This window comes from Fibrella arboris, assembly GCF_041321095.1.
Classification (GTDB): domain Bacteria; phylum Bacteroidota; class Bacteroidia; order Cytophagales; family Spirosomataceae; genus Fibrella; species Fibrella arboris.
Map to the genome: position 1 here is coordinate 17,545 of NZ_JBGGWE010000008.1, position 17,405 is coordinate 34,949.

The following is a 17,405-nucleotide window of genomic DNA, read 5'->3' on the forward strand; positions in this document are numbered from 1 at the left end:
TGTATTTTATTATTTCTAGGATTAATATTTTGAAATCAGCCATCTACGAATTAGCGTTGAGTTTATTATTACTTTATCAGCTACTCGCATCGGTAAACTATATCTACGACGTATTTTATGTGAATAATACTTTGAGTTATTAATCATATCTGGGAAAATAAACTCCCTACGTTCTCCAGTATCCAAAGATTTTTTGTTACGCCCAATTCCATGTAAGTTGGTAGACTCAAAAGTAAATCCAATATTTGTTACTTTTGATAATGTAGGGTAAAGAGTAAAACTCTGTGTCTTGGCTTGTGCATAACACCACCTAATAGCCCAAGAGTCAATCTCGCCTTCTCTCCATTTTTTTAGCAGTGCCAGCCTGTCACTTCCATATTGTTTAAAATACTCGCAGCGGGCTTTATCGGCAATAAATGATTCGTAGTCAGTTAATTCCCAGTCAATGTTTTTCCAGCGATCGGCCCAGGACGCCCATCCCCACGAGCCGGTGCGGGGGTAGAGGTAGCCTGCTGCCCTGTAGTCGGCTGGTTGTTTAAAGGGGAAAGTGTAGCCTGAAACAGAGAACAACTGTGGCTGATCCTGATATTGAACCAGCGCCTGATTCATAAAGTCAAGAAAATTTGGGCTGGTCACCAGATCATCTTCCAGCACGATGGCCCGTCCATACTGGTTCATGATCTGTGATACGCCAGCAATGATGGAATTAGCCAGGCCCTGATTCCGGGTAGCGTAATGGCGATGAATGGATTGGAAACCGGTGATAGACTCAACAATAGTACGAACGGCCTCGACCTTGGGCAGATCAAAAGGATGTTTAGGGCCATCGACGTAGACGTGCAATTCACTCATTGCCGCCAGGTGGTTGGCTTGCAATGCATGTACTGTTCGCTGAAGCTCCTCCGGGCGTTTATACGCAAACAGAACAATGGGAGCGAGAGTAGAAAAGCTAGTCATAACTAACGTAAAGTTGAGAAAGAATGCTGAGATGTTGAGGTTAAAACTACCTTCAGGAAGTAATTTTTAATTATTTTTAATCCGATGCTGGATTAATCTGAGTATAAATAGGGTATTAGTCACTGCATACCGCTTAAATAGCCGTCGAGGTTCCTTAGCCAGGCGGTAGACCCACTCCAGTCCGTTGCGTTGCATCCAATTAGGGGAACGGCTTTGTGCGCCGGCTAGAATAGGCAAGGCGCCACCGATGCCCAACATGACCGCGTGTATGCGCCCCCGCATTTGCGCCATCCAACGTTCCTGCTTTGGGCAACCCAACGCTACGAACACAATCCTGGCCCCTGACCGGTTTATCGTAATGATCATCTGCTCGTCTTCTTCAGGCGTTAGTTCGCGAAAAGGGGGTGATAGAGTACCTGCAATTAGAATGCCGGGATGGCGCTCCCGACATACGGCAACCGCTTTTTCCAGTATATTGGCAGTTGATCCATAGAAAAAGACGGGTATTTGTTCTTGGGCGGCTCTCTGTATCAGATCGGGAAGCATATCTATACCCGCTATACGCTCCTGTTGTATACTGTATAACCAAGACAAAGCCCAGGTAAGCGGAACGCCATCAGCAGCCACCCAGTCAGCCCCATTGACCATATTGGCGAACGCTTTATTACCTGCCGCCTCGACGGTCATGTGCACATTGGCGAAACAAGCTGTGCGGGATTCTCCCCGTTGAGCTGCTGCAACCATCGATTCCTGGACTTGCCGATACGTACCCAGTGTCACTGATAGATCAAGTACTTGAGCTCGTTGGTAGGAACGCGGATCGGCCGGTAGGCCTGAAAAAGTAGAATTAGGCAGAGTCATATTGCTAGAGCAACTGATGCATCAGGAAGGGCTGGACTTCCAGATGCTTGACGGTGGTTGAATTAAATACGGTTTGTAGGGTTGCTAAATCAGCATGTCCGTGCAGGTCACTTCCAACAAAGCTGATACACTTTTCACGAAGTAGATCGAAGGCAAGGCGTTTCGCTTTAGGCCCGTATTGACCAGCCAGCGACAGTAGATTAAGCTGTAACAGGCACCCCTGAGCCCGTAATTGCTTGAGCAAATAGGGTTCCGCCTGATAATACAAATAACGCTCAGGATGGGCCAGTACAGGCGTATACCCTTTACGTTGCATAATAAATAGCCAGTCGTCGAGCTGATGGGGCGGTGCTGCCCAACCTGTTTCGATCAATACATAGCGGGCGCTGCCGAAACTGAGAAGTTGATTCGCCTTTAATAACCGGTCAAATTCCTCGTCTAGTAGATACTCAGCAGCTAAGCGCACGGTAATGGATAAGCCCGCGTCTAGAGACGCCTGCTGAACCAGTGCAAGATGAACATGAAGTTGTTCGGCAGTATTCGGATAGTAGTCCTGACTAATGTGCGGGGTACAAATAACCTGTCGCACTCCCCAGTCGTTATACTGTTTAAGACACCTGACTGTTTCATCCAGGGTTGTGATCCCATCGTCAACGCCAGGTAGTAAGTGATTATGTATATCTACTGCCCAAATAGCCTCCATTCGTTCCTTACATTTCCCTGGTGTATAGAATGAACCTTGACTGAACCACTGCTGAATATGCTGCCGCGTTATCGGTAGGGGCATAATGTGGATGAATTCGTTAGCAGTCAGCATATACTAGGATTTCTGCCTGCATCTGTTTATCACTAATCAATAGAAGTCGTTTAGCTTGACTCATTCACACTATCATACATTGATGAATGTATACATGCTTGTAAATCTATTCGTCAATGTATGACAGTGTGAATGATGCCATCTACCAATCGAAAACAGCAATCAGGTAGGTATATCAATAAACTGATTCACTAATTAAGTTTCGGATTCTCTCTATCAAATATAGCTTCCAAAAAGACTAATAGTTATTTTAATATAATTTTAATGAATTAACTATTAATGAACATTTAATTATAGTTACAAAAAATAGGACTTATTAAATTATGGCCTTCTTGTCGATCGAAGGTTATTACGTTAAGCCAAGCCACGTAGTTTGCCTGAATACCCGGAAGAACAGACTAGCGTTCCTATATATAAATTACGTAATGACTGATCGGCCAATACAGTAAAGGCCCTTCATTATCTGATACTTAACAAGGGATGCCTTGCATTATTAAATTTTGGTATATGATAGATAAACTAGTTTGGGCGAACGTCGTATCTGAGGTGGGAAGTAGTAATGACTCTGCGAATGCCCCAATAAGTCAGCTGCCGCAAGGTCACTTTCTGAATACTTCAATCAAGCTACATTAACAGTTACTATGCAGTCAGCCTTAGTATCGGACGTAAAGTAACTCTCGGTTACCTTTGTGTTGATGCTATTATGTGTTGCTCTTAACTGCTCCAGTGAGCTTTCGCCTTAATATATATGCTTAAGCGGCAATCTAAAGATTCAAAAAAACTCATTGTCTGGATATGCAGCCTGATTCCTCTGTTTACTATTGGCTGCCAAGATTTTTCAACTTTTATTCGTTTACGGCCGTATTTGGCAAATTTTGATAAGGACAGCCAGGGGTGGAAGGTTAGTACAGGTGCGAAGGGAGGGTACAGTCCTAAAGAAGGTAATCCCAGTGGCTATATTTATGGAATCGATAGTTCTACTGACACTTGGTACTTTCTGGCTTCTGATAGTTTAGTCTATGAGTCAAAAAAAGGATATGGCAAAACACTGAGTTTTGAGCTGGAACAGTCAGCCACTGATTCGCAGGGAATAACAAGTGATGATGTTGTATTGTCAGATGGAATAATCACATTAACTTATAATACTTCGTATAATCCGGCTATGACTTGGACTTCATACTCAGTCAAATTAGATGAGCTAAGTGGTTGGAAGAATGGAAACAAAGCAGTAACTAAAGACGAGTTTCGGCATGTTTTGGACCATCTTAGTGGATTGAAGATACGCGGGGAATTTAGGGCTGGTCCTGATAGGGGCGGATTGGATAATGTATCACTCAAATAGCGGGCTTAGGGTAGCCTAGTGTTGTCACGGGCGTGTAATGGCTTGAGTAGGTACGCTGTTGCTTGTGCACTGTAAATTGCCGAGTTGTAACCCTTCGACAGCTTAAGGAAGCAACGATACATTCAGCAAGTGTTGTTGCTCCAGCAGCGCCAGGTCTTTGGAATCCAGCAGGCTGGCCATGGCTTTCAGGTCGTGGGGGCGGTGGAGGTCGCTGCCGATGAAATCGACCCAGTTCTGCTCGAGCAGGAAGCGTGCCTGCTTTTCGACCTGGGTGCCGTAACGACCCGTGAGCGACATCCAGTTGAGCTGGAACAAGCAGCCACCCTGCCGCAACTGACTCAGGGCCTCGCGGTCGGTGTGGTAATATTTGTAGCGTTCGGGATGCGCCAGCACGGGCTTATACCCTTTGGTCTGGATGCGGAACAACAGGCCGTACAACTGGAAAGGGGGCGCTGCCCATCCCGATTCAACCAGCAGGTAGCGCTTTGCCCCGAACGAGAGCAGGTCGCCGGTGTTCAGTAGCTCCAGAAAGAAATCGTCCAGTAAGTATTCGGCTGCGGCTTCGATGGTGATCGGCAGCTGGTGCTCGGCAATCAGTTCACGGACCTCATCGAGGGCTTCCAGGATCCTGGCGGTGCTGTTGGGGTACCAGTCGCGGCTCACGTGTGGGGTGGTGATCACCTGCTGAATCCCCCAGTCGGCTAGTTGTTTCAGGCAGGTCAGGGTTTCGGCCAGGTCGACCGCGCCATCATCCAGTCCCGGCAACAGATGCGAGTGCATATCGACCGGCCAGGGACAAACAAGCTGGTCGGATGGGAGGGAATCACCATCGGCGAAGAAACGTTGCCAAAGACTTTTCGTGAACATTTAGTATAAAGATACGGCGTAATCGAGTAGTTCCGGGGACAAGGCTATCTACGAGGAAATTGGCCGGTTGGTTTAGTGTGGTGTCAGTACATTCCTGTCGGCACGTTGGCCGGCCCCGTGCGGGCGATTGGGGGGCAGGTACGTTGCCCTGTTCCGTTGGCGTAGAACAGCGTAGGGTGTGGGTATGTTCAGGGCGCTCGCTGTGGCCATTGTGTTTCTACTATACGTAAGGAAGGGGGGCAGGGTTGCCTGGCCAGTGGTGCCTTGTGTTGAGGACGCCTGTAGCGTAACGCGCTTTCCTGTGTTGCTTCGCGAGCCGGCCTGTTGGAAGGAGCTAAAGTAAAAGCAAGCTATAGCAGGAAGAAACCGGCAGACCCGGCACGTGCCTCGCTAATATGGTATAATAGTCAGCGAAAATGATGGAGAAGCCGGCTAGCAAAAACCGGTATGTTTGTCCGATTCCGACCGATCTTCTCTGCCGCCCGCGATGAGCTATTTCATACAATTCAGCCTGCTTCCCCTCCTTGCCGGTCTGCTGATCGGGCTGCCGTCCAGGGCACAGCAACGGCCTGTTCAGCAGCAGCCCGTGACTATTTTGGTCCCGGCCCAGGCCCATGTACGCATCCAGTTTGGCGCTGAGAAGCTGAAGCAGGCGTTGGTGCAATCGGGTTACCCGGTCCAGGTTAAAACGGGTAGGTCGACAGCCGCGCCTGGGCAGGTCGTGCTCGGGTTGGCGGTCAACGCCGGGATGGGGAAAGAAGGCTTCTCGCTGCAACGAGCCGCCCATAAACCACTGGTGGTTTCCGGGTCCGATCCGTCGGGGGTGCTGTATGGGTGCGTTGACCTGGCCGACCGCGTTCTGGCGACAGGCAAACTGCCCGAAACGATCAGCGTGATCGACAGGCCGGAGATGGTGCTGCGGGGTACGTGTATTGGCATTCAGAAACCAACGTACCTGCCGGGTCGCGATGTGTATGAGTATCCCTACACGCCCGAAACGTTTCCGTGGCTGTACGACAAAGCCCAATGGGTCCGGTATCTGGATATGATGGTCGAGAACCGGTACAACTCGCTGTACCTCTGGAATGGCCATCCGTTTGCGTCGCTGGTGCGGCTGACGGAGTATCCCTACGCCGTGGAGGTCGACGAGGCCACGTTTAAAAAGAACGAGGAGATGTTCCGGTTCCTGACCACCGAAGCCGATAAACGGGGTGTCTGGGTCATTCAGATGTTCTACAATATCCTTGTGTCAAAGCCTTTCTCCGACCATCACCACATTAAAACGCAGGACCGGAACCGGCCCATCGTGCCGCTCATTGCCGATTACACCCGGAAATCGATCGCCGCGTTTGTGGAGAAATACCCGAACGTTGGCCTGCTCATTGCGCTCGGCGAAGCCATGGAAGGCGTTGGGCAGGACGATGTAGACTGGTTTACCAAAACCATTATCCCGGGCGTGAAAGACGGCCTGAAAGCGCTGGGCAATACCACCGAGCCGCCCCTGGTGCTCCGCGCGCATGACACCGACGCCCCCCGCGTGATGAAAGCCGCCTTACCGCTTTATAAAAATCTGTATACGGAAGCCAAGTTCAACGGCGAGGCCCTGACCACCTATACGCCCCGTGGCAAATGGGCCGAACTGCACCGGACGCTGAGCAACATCGGTACGGTCCAGATTGAAAACGTACACATCCTGGCCAATCTGGAACCCTTCCGCTACGGCTCTGCCGATTTTATCCAGAAGTCGGTGCAGGCGATGCACAGCGTGTACGGCGCCAATGGCCTGCACCTGTACCCGCAGGCCTCCTACTGGGACTGGCCCTACACCGCCGACAAAGCCCCAACCCGCCTGTTCCAGCTCGACCGCGACTGGATCTGGTACAAAACCTGGGCCCGCTATGCCTGGCAATCGAAGCGCGACCGACCCGCGGAGGTGACGTACTGGGGCAACCAACTGGCGCGGCAATATGGTCTTTCGCCCGAAAAAGGCAAAGCCGTACTGGAGGCCTACGAACAAACCGGGGAGCTATCGCCGAAGCTATTGCGCCGCTACGGCATCACCGACGGCAACCGCCAGACATTAACACTGGGTATGCTGATGACGCAACTCATCAATCCCTTCCGATACGGGCTGTTCACGCTCCTGTACGAATCGGAAGCCCCTGAAGGCGAGATGATTATCGACTATGCCGAAAAGGACTGGCACAAACAGGCACACAGTGGCGAAACGCCCGTTCAGGTTGCCGAGGAGGTCGTTGCCCACGGCCGGAAAGCGATTGAGGCCATCGAGAAAGCAGGCCGGGCCACCAGGAATCAGGATGAATTTGCCCGACTGAAAAACGATGTCTACGCCCAGAACGCCATGGCCAATTTCTACGCCCAGAAAGCCCGCGCCGCGCTGGCCGTTCTCCGCTACAAGTATTCCAATGAGGTGCGCGATCTGGAAAAGGCCGTTCCGCTCCTGGAAAGCAGCGTGCAGCACTATGCCGAACTGGCAAGACTGACGAAAGACACGTACCTGTATGCCAACAGCATGCAGACCAAGCAACGCAAAATACCCATGCGCGGCGTCGATGCAACCTACATTCACTGGCAGGAAATGCTCCCGGTGTATCAGAAAGAGCTGGCCCGTTTCAAGTACACAATCGACTCGCTGAAAGCAACGCCCTCAGCCGTTGCCAAACAACGGATTGCCCTTAGACCAGCCGATGTGACGATTCAAAGTCCGGCTGTTGAGGCCTATCCAATCGAAAAAGGGCAGTCTGTATTTTCCGACACAACCGCCCCGATTCTTGGCGTTGCCCCCGAGTTGGCGGGCCTGAAAGGTCTGAGATTGGCGAAAGCCACGCAGCAACTGCAACGCACCAGCCTGACCTTCACGGCCACCGAACCGGTTAAACTGCTGATCGGCTTTTTTACCGAGAAGAACGCGACGTACCTGCCCGTTCCTGAACTGGAAACCGACGCCAGCGCCAACGATTACGGGCAGGCAGAGATCAAAATTTCCAATGCTATACTGGTGGGCGGATTACCGCTGGCAAACGTTCACGCTTACTCCTTCAAGGCGGGCCAGCATACGTTGCATTTAGGCAAGGGAGCCTGCCTGCTACTGGGCTTCATCGCCGGTGATCAGGACGTACCTACCTACGATGCTGGCCTGGCCGGGAACAAAAAAAACATCGACTGGCTGTTTGAGTAGGTAGTCCGGATGGGGGCTGGGTCTCCCCCAACTTAATTCGCGATGATCAGCTCGATCTCGTTGTCGTGGAAGACCTGCTTGTGTTTTTCTTCGATGCCCGCGTCGGTAATGATGTAGTCGATCAGGGAGAGGGCGCCCAGGCTGGCGAAAGCGCTTTTGCCGATCTTGGTGGAATCGGCCACCAGGTACGTGGTGTCGGCGGCATCGATCATGGCTTTTTTCACGACCAGATCGCTCAGGCTTGGGTACGTCAGCCCGGATTTCAGGGAGATACCGGCGGTGGCCAGAAAGAGCTTCTGCACATTGATGCCCCTGAAAAAATCGGCCGCTTTCTGACCCGTCAGCGACAGGGTGGGCGGTTTGAATTCCCCGCCCGTCATGATCAGTTCAATGCCCGGTTCGGCGCCGAGCATCATGGCGATGTTCAGGGCGTTGGTGATGACCGTCAGGTCTTTGAAGCCCCGGAGTTTCTTGGCAATTTCGGTGGTGGTCGACCCGGAATCCAGAATGATGCTGTCGCCGCTTTCGATGAATTCCAGGCATTTAGCCGCAATCAGCTCTTTCTTGTCGATGTTCTCCTGATTGCCCAGCGAAAACGTTCTGACCTGATCGCCCACGTCTTTCAGGTAGGCGCCGCCATGTTCTTTGGTGACCAGCCCGTCTTTTTCCAGCTTCTCCAGATCCTGCCGAATCGTCACTTCCGTCACTTTAAAGATTCGGGCCAGATTGATCACCTTGGCTGAGCCATCTTCTTTTAATAGTTCAAGTATTTTATCTCGGCGCTGATTCGGTAACATAAACTGGTTTCTCGTGGCTGATCTGCTCAAAAGTAAGGAAAAGCAAAGGCAATACGTAGTCAGCTACCTTGCTACGTGCTGTTGGTTGCTTTCGCGTGATTGCTGACGCGTCAGCAATCACGCGAAAGCAACCAACCATGCGAAAGCTGAAACAAAGCGCCCTACCAGATCGCGTAAATCGAAACCAAACAATACTAAAACAAAGTGCCTCTTTAACGCGGTTCAGCAACCTGCGTCAGCCGGATGGCCAGGTAGGGCCGCATGGGCAGGCGGATCGTCTGCCGTTTGGCATCGTATACCCGGTAGTCGGTGGCTACGCCCAGCCGGAACGTACCTGGCAGGGGCGTGACCGTCATGTTCCACGCATCGATGAGGTCCGCTCTGAACAACGTACCTGTGGCAGGGGCTCCTTTTCTGGGAAGGCTAAACGACCACTCTGACTGAATCTGTTTGCCAAAGTAGATCAGGTAATGCGCGCTGTCGGCCTGGCTGGTCTGGTGGTCTTTCCAGGGGTCAGCCAGTTCGAGCGGGCCGGGCCCTTCCTCCAGCAATTTCTTCAGAAAGCCAATCCGGGCGGGGCTCTGCCCGTACAGTCTGCCCCCTTCCGCCCAGAAAATGGTATCGCCGGGCGTGCGGTAGGTCTCGCCATGAGTCACATACGTACCCGCAATGACACCCTGCCAGACTGCGTCGGTCATCGCTTCCGGGCTTAGGCGGCCCCACCGCTGCGGCAGGTTGCCTTCGTAGCACACTTCGTCGTAAATGACCGGCTTTCGGTAGGCATCGCGCAGCAACACAGCCCGGCCAGGTTCCTCGACGGCCGATCCATTCTGAATACTGACGTGCGTAAAACAGGGCTTCCAGTTGTCATAGTATTCGCTGCCGTTATGGATGGAGCAGAGGTGATGATAGGGGTCTGCGTCTACAACGGCTTGGCTGTACACATCCCAGACGGCGCGTGGTTTTGTTTTGATATAATCAAACTCGTTGGCCATCGACCACCACACGTTCGGATAGGCAGACAGCCTGGCAACCAGATACTTGATGTAGCGCAGATCGTTTGCTACCCCCATACTGTCGAACCCCCACCGGCCTTTGTCGTAGGGATGAAAAATGATCAGGTCGGCTTCGATGCCGCGTTTGGCCAGGTCGGCGATACGCTGCTCCAGATGCCGAAAAAAGGCCGGGTTGAAGCGCGTGAAATCCCAGGTACGTTTGGTCGTTCCGTTCGGGCGTTTGGTTTGCCCTTTCTCCTCATACGCATACAGCGTTGGCTCGTCGTCTACGAAGCTATACGTTTTCGGAAACACGCACATTCGGATCTTGTTGAAGGGCGTTTGTGCCAGCGTTGCCAGCGTCTGTTCCTGCACCCGCCCGGGCTGATTGGTCCAGGCATAGGCCGTGGTGCCGAACGGATAATAGGGCGTACCATTCGCGTATTGGAAATGGTACGTACCTGACACCCGAACAGGCCCGTGGTTGCCGGGCGATGGCGCAATACAGGTAAAACGCCCGGTTTTTCCGGCCAGTTGGCGGGCATTGCTGGCTGTGCGATACGTCCATTCGCCTGGATCGGCGGGCATGAATCGAACCTTGTACGTGCCGTTTCCGTCATAAAACCCAGCAACCTTCACGGTCTCGCTGCCCTTTGAGAACGAAGCGGTCAGCCACACATCCACGAACGGATTTCCGCCCGACGGCCCCGGCAACACAGCCTCAAAAAGCGCCCATCGTTCAACTGGTTTACCCGTCTGTGTGGGCAACCGGGCTGTGGCCGACCGGGGTGAGCAGGAAAGAAATAGGAACCAGCCAATGGCCAGGCCCCTGGTGATTAACAGCATGATTGAGCCTTTATAAATTACTACTAAAACAAAGTAAAAGAAAAAATTGCGAAGCTTCTTACAGTAGAGTACAGGACAGTCTACTTTCCATACCAACGTACTTTCACCGGCCTATTTAGTAGTTTACAACGAATTGATTGACTATTTCACCGAAAAATCGATGCAAATGAACGCTACTTTTACACATCCGCGAAAATGGCTTTTCAGGCTGGTCTTTAGTTTATTTTGCTTTTCTTTCGTTCAGGTTTTCGGCCAACCGAAAGCCATCACCGTTACTGGACGGGTTAGCGACGAGAACGGCAACCCGCTTCCCGGCGCCTCAGTGGTAGTGAAGTCAACGAGTACAGGAACGACGGCCAATCAGGACGGCAATTATTCGATCACGGTCGATGAAAACGCGCTGCTGGTCTTCAGCTCGATCAGCTACGATCCGCAGGAGATACCGGTCGGCGCCCGATCGGTCATTAACGTGTCGATGCTGTCGTCGAACAAGACGCTCAACGAAGTGGTCGTGGTGGGGTATGGTACGCAAAGCAAACGGGCCATTACCGGGGCGGTGGCCTCGGTGGGCTTCAATGAATTCAAAGACCGGTCATTCAGCAACGTGACGCAATCGCTGGCCGGGAAAATCGCGGGCGTCAACATCACCCAGGCGCAGGGGGCGCCCGGTGTCGCCCCGATCATCCGCATCCGGGGTGTCAGCTCCATCACGGCCGGTACCAATCCGTTGTTCGTGGTGGATGGTGTGCCGCTCGAAAACTTCAACCTCAACCTGATCAACCCGCAGGATATTGAATCGGTCGATGTGCTGAAAGATGCCTCGTCGGCCGCTATTTACGGGTCACGGGGGGCCAGCGGGGTTATTCTGATCACGACGAAGCTGGGCAAACCGGGCAAAACCAACATCAGCGCGGGCTACGAATACGGTACGCAGCAGGTGATTCGGAAGGTGAAGATGATGAACGCCCAGCAATGGATCAATTATTACAACGACGCCCACAACAACGCCTGGGTCGATCTGAATCCTGCTGTTAACAAGGCGACCGACCCCAGCAGCGCACGGCCCGTCACGTACCGGATTCCTGATGATTTCATCACGAATCCGCAACAGTTCGGTAACGGCACCGACTGGCAGGATGCCATGTTCCGGGTAGCTCCGTCGCACAACGCGCAGCTTTCGGTATCGGGTGGCACTGAGAAAACCCAGTTCCTGTTTTCGGGCGCTTACCTGGATCAGGATGCCGTGCTGGATGCGAACTACTACAAGCGCTTAGCCATCCGCTCGAACATTAAACACAAGATCACCGACCGGTTTACGATTGGCCTGAATCTGGGTGCCACCACCATTTTCGACCGAACGGACGGTACCCAGGGGAAAAGTGATGTGGTGAGCCTGGCCCTGCAAAGCGACCCGATTTTCCCGATCTTCAACGAAAATGGCAACCTGGGCTACCGTGACCCCAATTCGGTCTGGAACAAGTATTTGCCCTATAACGACCTGAACCTGTGGCATCCGTATTCGCTGACGCGCTATATCGATAAGCAGAACAAATCGTTCAACACCCTCGGAACCGCTTTTGGCGAGTATTATATCACCGACAATCTGAAGTTCCGTACCAGCATCAGCGGTAATGCCTTCAATAACCGCTACAACTCGTACCGGTTCAAGAACCAGGGCTACGGTTATTCGAGCCTGCTGGCCGCCGAAGGCAACTCGCAGACGGCCTACTCGCTCAACTGGCTATCGGAAAACACCCTTACCTACGATAAGCAGTTTGGCGACCACAGCCTGAATGTGCTGGCCGGTTACAGCGTGCAGAAACAGCGCGACGAGTTTTCGAGCGTAACGGCGGGTAGTTTCCCGAACGACCTGGTTGAAACGCTGAACGCCGGGGTGGTTACCAGTGGCTCCACTACCGCCACCGAATGGTCGATTATCTCGTACCTGGCGCGGGCGCAGTACAATTTTCAGAACAAATACTTCTTCACGGCGGCCATTCGGCGCGATGGAAGCTCCCGATTCGGAACAGCCACGCGCTGGGGGTATTTCCCGTCGGTGTCGGCAGGCTGGCTCATTTCGGATGAGAAATTCATGCAGAATGTGAAGTTCGTCAACAGCCTGAAACTCCGGGCCAGTTACGGTATTGCGGGGAACAACCAGATTCCGAACTACGGGTCGATCAGCCTGCTGGGTACGTCCAACTACGTATCGGGCGGCACATTGGCGTCGGGGCTGGCCATCAGCAACATCGCCAACACCAACCTGAAATGGGAACGCACCAACCAGTTGAACATCGGGCTGGACATGCGGCTGTTCAATGACCGGCTTGGGGTGTCGGCCGAGTTTTATAACTCGATCACGCAGGACATGCTGCTGAACGTACCCATTCCCGACATTTCGGGCTTCTCGAATCAGCTGACCAACATTGGGGAGATGCAGAACCGGGGCGTCGAGCTGAACCTGAACACGAAAAATGTGGTGGGCAAATTCAACTGGACCACCGATTTCAACATCAGCGCCAACAAGAACAAGGTCCTTCAACTCGGTCCCGGCAACGCACCGATCATTTACACGGATTTTGTGGTGACGGTGAAAACGGAGGTGGGCCAGCCAATCTCTAACTTCTACGGCTACAAGTTCGACGGTGTCTTCCAGAACCAGGCGGCCATCGATGCCGCGCCGCACGCCAGCAGCACCAAACCCGGTGACCCCATCGTGCGCGATGTGAACGGCGACGGCAAGATAACCGCCGACGACCGGATTACGCTGGGTAACTACCAGCCCGACTTCATTGCCGGGATCACCAACAATTTCTCGTACAAGGGTTTCGATCTGTCGGTTTTCTTTCAGGGGTCGTTTGGCGGTGAAATCGTGAACCAGAACTACCGGTATTCGGGCTTCTGGAACAACGGCCGCAACATGTATGCGTTTGTGGATAACCGCTGGCGGTCGGAGGCGAACCCCGGCGACGGCATCCACCCCCGCGCTACGCTGAACCTGACGGGTTTACAGGATCAGTTCAGCAATCTTTTTGTGGAAGACGCCTCGTTTGTTCGCCTGAAAAACATCCGATTGTCCTACACGATCCCTGCTTCGTTGCTGGCCAAGACACCCTTCAAAACAACGCGGGTATACGTCAACGCCGACAATGCCTATCTGTGGAGCAAATACACCAATTACGACCCGGAAAACACGACCTATAACGCAACGAGCTATTCGGGCGGCAGCAACGGGTTGAATGCCTCGGGTAATGCACCAAACGGCGCGTTCGTGGGGGTCGATTACGGCTCGTATCCTGTGCCGCGCGTAATCACGGTGGGTATCAAAACAGATTTTTAAGGCAGCCTATACAACTGAAAAAGACCATGAAAACGATAAAACAGCTGCTAACCATCGTCTGTATCTGCCTGGCAGCGACAGGATGCAAAGAGACGTTTCTGGAACTCAAACCGATTTCCAACCCAACGGCCGACAATTTCAAATCGACCGATGATTTTGAGCTGGCGGTGAACGCGGCCTACTCGTCACTGTATGTGATCTACCACCCGGAGGGGGCCATGTCGTACGTAAACGAGCAGATGAGCGACAACGCCATCGTGTACAATATTGCGGGGATACAGGCCGACAAATGGCAGTTCAAAGACCTGACGCTGTCGACCACCAACACGGTCGTTTATCAATTCTGGCAGGACTATTACAAAGCGCTGTTCAACGCCAATATTGTGATCAACAAGATTGACGGAGCCAGCCTGGACGCAACGTATAAAGACGCAGTGAAAGCCCAGATGATGTTCCTGCGTGCGCTCTACTACTTTGATATGGTACAGACCTGGGGCGACGTACCCATCGTTACGACCCCGCTGACCGGCGAAGAAAGTTATAACGTGCTGCGTTCGCCCCAATCGGCCGTCTATGACCAGATCAAAGCCGACCTGACGTTTGCCATTCAGAAATTGCCCCTGGCTTCGGCGGTGACCATCACTGGCCGGGCCTCGAAAGGTGCCGCGCAGACGTTGCTCGGGAAAGTGTATCTCGCGCTTGGCGATAAAAACGCAGCCGCAACCGTGCTGAAAGAGGTGGTGGCCAGCAACCAGTATACACTGTTGCCTACCTACGCAGCGCTGTGGGGACCAACCGTGAAGAATACGAAAGAATCGATCTTCGAGATTCAGTACCTGGGCGGCAGCGCTTCAGCCCCATTCAGCCGCTATTACCAGACGTATTATCCGGTTACGGCTGGCCTGGGCTTTATTGGTACAGGTATGAATCAGGTCACCGACGACCTGTATAACGAGTATGAAACGGGCGACCCCCGCCGTGACCTGACCATCTCGTCCGGCTATACCAGCGGCACGACGTTTACGCCCCAGAAATTTCCGATCAAGTGGACGCATACCGGCGCTACGATTGTGAATGGCGTGTCGCTGTCGAACAACAATTTCATGGTGCTGCGTTACGCCGATGTGCTGCTGATGCTGGCCGAAGCCACCGGCGATGCCAGTTACCTGAACCAGGTACGTACCCGGGCCAACGTACCTGCGTTTGGCACGGTAACGTACCCAACGGCTAAATACCCCACGCTCGATCTGGCCATTGAGCATGAGCGGCGGGTTGAGCTGGCCATCGAGTTTCAACGCTTTTTCGATCTGAAGCGGACCAATCGGGCCGTTGCTGTCTTAAGCGCCAAGGGCAAACCCATTACGCAGGCCAAGCAACTGTTACCCATTCCGCAGATCGTTCGGCTACAGAACGACGCGATCGTTCAGAATCCCGGCTACTAAACACGAGCGCAGCAACGATATGGTAAATGGGCCAGTAGGGGTGATTGAACAGCTTATGGCAGAAAAACAGGGCGTTAGCCAATCACCTTTACTGGCCCATTTACCACCTTACAAATGACCACCAGCGAAGGGTAAGTAGTCGTGCGGTCGGATTCAGTGGGCGAAACCCGACCATATTTTATGGTACGGCTACCTGGCACGGCAGCTATCGTTCTGGTACAGAACGCCGTAGTGGCTACGCCTCAGATAGTGTCAATGGCCGGATCGATTCGAGGTGGCCGGATGGTTAAAAAAGTTTAATGATGATTGTTTGAGCATTAATACGGAAATTCGGGAGATGGTACCGGCTTTTCCCATTTTCGTATGGCACTTACTGACCCTTATCGTACACCACTGACGTTGCAGCAGGCTGCGCATCTGCTCAGGCGCGCTACGTTTGGGCCATCGCCCGCCCAGATTAAGCAGTTTGCCGGGCAAACACCGCAGGCTGCTATTCAGACCCTGCTGGCCACACCCGCGACCCCGGCACCACCGGTTGACCCAACCACCACAAAGCCGTTTGATACCCTGGCTTTCGATACGACCCTGCAGGGGACCTGGCAAAATGCAACCAAATACTGGTGGCTGGGCCTGATGATCAATGCAGGTGCCTCCCTGCGTGAGAAGATGGTTCTCTTCTGGCAGAATCACTTCGTCTCGACCGCCGCCGTGGTCGCGGATGCCCGTTATATCTACCGGCAAAATACGGTGCTGCGTCGGCATGCGCTGGGTAACTTCCGGTCTTTTGTCATTGAGATGACCAAAGACCCGGCCATGCTTCGTTACCTGAACGGCAATCAGAACGTAGTGGGCAAGCCGAACGAAAACTACGGCCGGGAGCTGCAGGAGTTGTTCACGATCGGTGTGGGCAACTACACCGAAGACGATGTGAAAGCCGCCGCTCGGGTACTGACCGGCTGGACAGACACGGGCTACCGCAGTACGACCACTGTGGATATCACCACAACCTTCAAAGCTGCCCAGCACGACACCACCGACAAGGTTTTTTCGGCTGCCTACAAAAATACCGTCATCAAAGGGCGGACTGGCAGCACGGCGGGAGACACAGAACTGGGCGAATTGGTGGATATGATACTGGCTCAGCCCGAGGCCGCCCGCTTCATGGTCCGAAAATTATACCGCTGGTTCATCAATGCCGACATTACGGCCGCGATAGAGGCCAACTTCATTGAACCGCTGGCGCAGGTATTTCGGCAGGGCAACTACGAGATCAAACCCGTGGTGACCGCCCTACTGACCAGCCAGCACTTTTTCGACGATGCACTGCGTGGTTCCATCGTAAAATCGCCGCTCGAACTGAATATAGGTACGTTGCGCTTTTTCGGCATCACAGCGCCAGATGCCGTGCCCAATCCGACAGGGTTTACGCAACTGATGGCCTTTGTGCAGGCCAGAAACGTGGAGCAGCAACTGAATATCATGGATCAGCCGACGGTTTTTGGCTGGCGACCCTATTACGATACCGGCTTTTACGACCTCTGGATCAACAGCACCACACTGGCATTACGCGGGAGTTTCACCGATCAGCTCACGGCCGGTACAGTGAAGTTCGGGACCGAAAAGCTCGCGCTCGACCCGGTGGCGATGGCGAAGCAGACCACTGACCCATCAGATCCGGTGAAGCTGATCAATGAATGGGCCGCGCTATTTTTTGCTACAGACCTAACCCAATCACAACGCGATTTCCTGATTGATGAGGTCCTGATCGACGGATTGCCACGGTACGAATGGAACCTGGAATGGCAGACCTATACCAGCGACCCAACGAATAAAAATAAGCTGATGGCCGTGAGCATGAAACTGAATACAACCTTGCAGTACATGTTCCGCCTGGCAGAGTATCAACTTTGTTAACAATTTACAGTTTACCGTTTTCTGCTTA

11 protein-coding genes are annotated in these 17,405 nt (G+C 52.9%); 5 read left to right on the forward strand and 6 right to left on the reverse strand.

Annotated elements, in window-relative coordinates:
* Positions 1 to 21: 21 nt before the first annotated feature.
* The 3 genes from ACAW75_RS15155 to ACAW75_RS15165 form a co-directional block, all read right to left on the reverse strand.
* Complete coding sequence (locus ACAW75_RS15155) at positions 22 to 957, reverse strand: glycosyltransferase family protein (RefSeq protein WP_370729579.1); 936 nt, start codon at positions 955 to 957, stop codon at positions 22 to 24.
* Positions 958 to 1,023: 66 nt separating this feature from the next.
* On the reverse strand, positions 1,024 to 1,818 hold the full coding sequence (locus ACAW75_RS15160; RefSeq protein ID WP_370729580.1) for a WecB/TagA/CpsF family glycosyltransferase: 795 nt from the start codon (positions 1,816 to 1,818) through the stop codon (positions 1,024 to 1,026).
* A 4-nt stretch (positions 1,819 to 1,822) separates the two neighbouring features.
* Positions 1,823 to 2,635: a tyrosine-protein phosphatase gene (locus tag ACAW75_RS15165; RefSeq protein ID WP_370729581.1), complete on the reverse strand. Its 813-nt coding sequence runs from the start codon at positions 2,633 to 2,635 to the stop codon at positions 1,823 to 1,825.
* A gap of 748 nt (positions 2,636 to 3,383) precedes the next feature.
* On the opposite strand from ACAW75_RS15165, the gene ACAW75_RS15170 reads away from it, so the two are divergent.
* Positions 3,384 to 3,977 (forward strand): laminin B domain-containing protein, encoded by a 594-nt coding sequence (locus tag ACAW75_RS15170; RefSeq protein WP_370729582.1) that lies wholly within the window; start codon positions 3,384 to 3,386, stop codon positions 3,975 to 3,977.
* Between the two features lie 102 nt (positions 3,978 to 4,079).
* On the opposite strand, the gene ACAW75_RS15175 is transcribed toward ACAW75_RS15170, so the two are convergent.
* Complete coding sequence (locus tag ACAW75_RS15175; RefSeq protein WP_370729583.1) at positions 4,080 to 4,844, reverse strand: tyrosine-protein phosphatase; 765 nt, start codon at positions 4,842 to 4,844, stop codon at positions 4,080 to 4,082.
* Between the two features lie 487 nt (positions 4,845 to 5,331).
* Here ACAW75_RS15175 and ACAW75_RS15180 point away from each other — a divergent pair, with 487 nt between their 5' ends.
* On the forward strand, positions 5,332 to 8,043 hold the full coding sequence (locus ACAW75_RS15180; RefSeq protein WP_370729584.1) for an alpha-d-galacturonidase: 2,712 nt from the start codon (positions 5,332 to 5,334) through the stop codon (positions 8,041 to 8,043).
* 32 nt (positions 8,044 to 8,075) lie between these two features.
* Here the strand turns inward: ACAW75_RS15180 and ACAW75_RS15185 are convergent, their stop codons facing one another.
* A complete protein-coding gene (locus ACAW75_RS15185; RefSeq protein ID WP_370729585.1) occupies positions 8,076 to 8,840 on the reverse strand; it encodes a DeoR/GlpR family DNA-binding transcription regulator in 765 nt (254 codons plus the stop codon).
* A 212-nt stretch (positions 8,841 to 9,052) separates the two neighbouring features.
* Complete coding sequence (locus tag ACAW75_RS15190) at positions 9,053 to 10,681, reverse strand: DUF5060 domain-containing protein (protein ID WP_370729586.1); 1,629 nt, start codon at positions 10,679 to 10,681, stop codon at positions 9,053 to 9,055.
* Between the two features lie 166 nt (positions 10,682 to 10,847).
* Between ACAW75_RS15190 and ACAW75_RS15195 the strand changes: the two genes are divergently transcribed.
* The 3 genes from ACAW75_RS15195 to ACAW75_RS15205 all read left to right on the forward strand — a co-directional run bounded on the left by ACAW75_RS15195 (position 10,848) and on the right by ACAW75_RS15205 (position 17,377).
* Positions 10,848 to 14,021: a SusC/RagA family TonB-linked outer membrane protein gene (locus ACAW75_RS15195; protein ID WP_370729587.1), complete on the forward strand. Its 3,174-nt coding sequence runs from the start codon at positions 10,848 to 10,850 to the stop codon at positions 14,019 to 14,021.
* 26 nt (positions 14,022 to 14,047) lie between these two features.
* Complete coding sequence (locus ACAW75_RS15200; protein ID WP_370729588.1) at positions 14,048 to 15,463, forward strand: RagB/SusD family nutrient uptake outer membrane protein; 1,416 nt, start codon at positions 14,048 to 14,050, stop codon at positions 15,461 to 15,463.
* A gap of 363 nt (positions 15,464 to 15,826) precedes the next feature.
* On the forward strand, positions 15,827 to 17,377 hold the full coding sequence (locus ACAW75_RS15205; protein WP_370729589.1) for a DUF1800 domain-containing protein: 1,551 nt from the start codon (positions 15,827 to 15,829) through the stop codon (positions 17,375 to 17,377).
* Positions 17,378 to 17,405 lie beyond the last annotated feature (28 nt).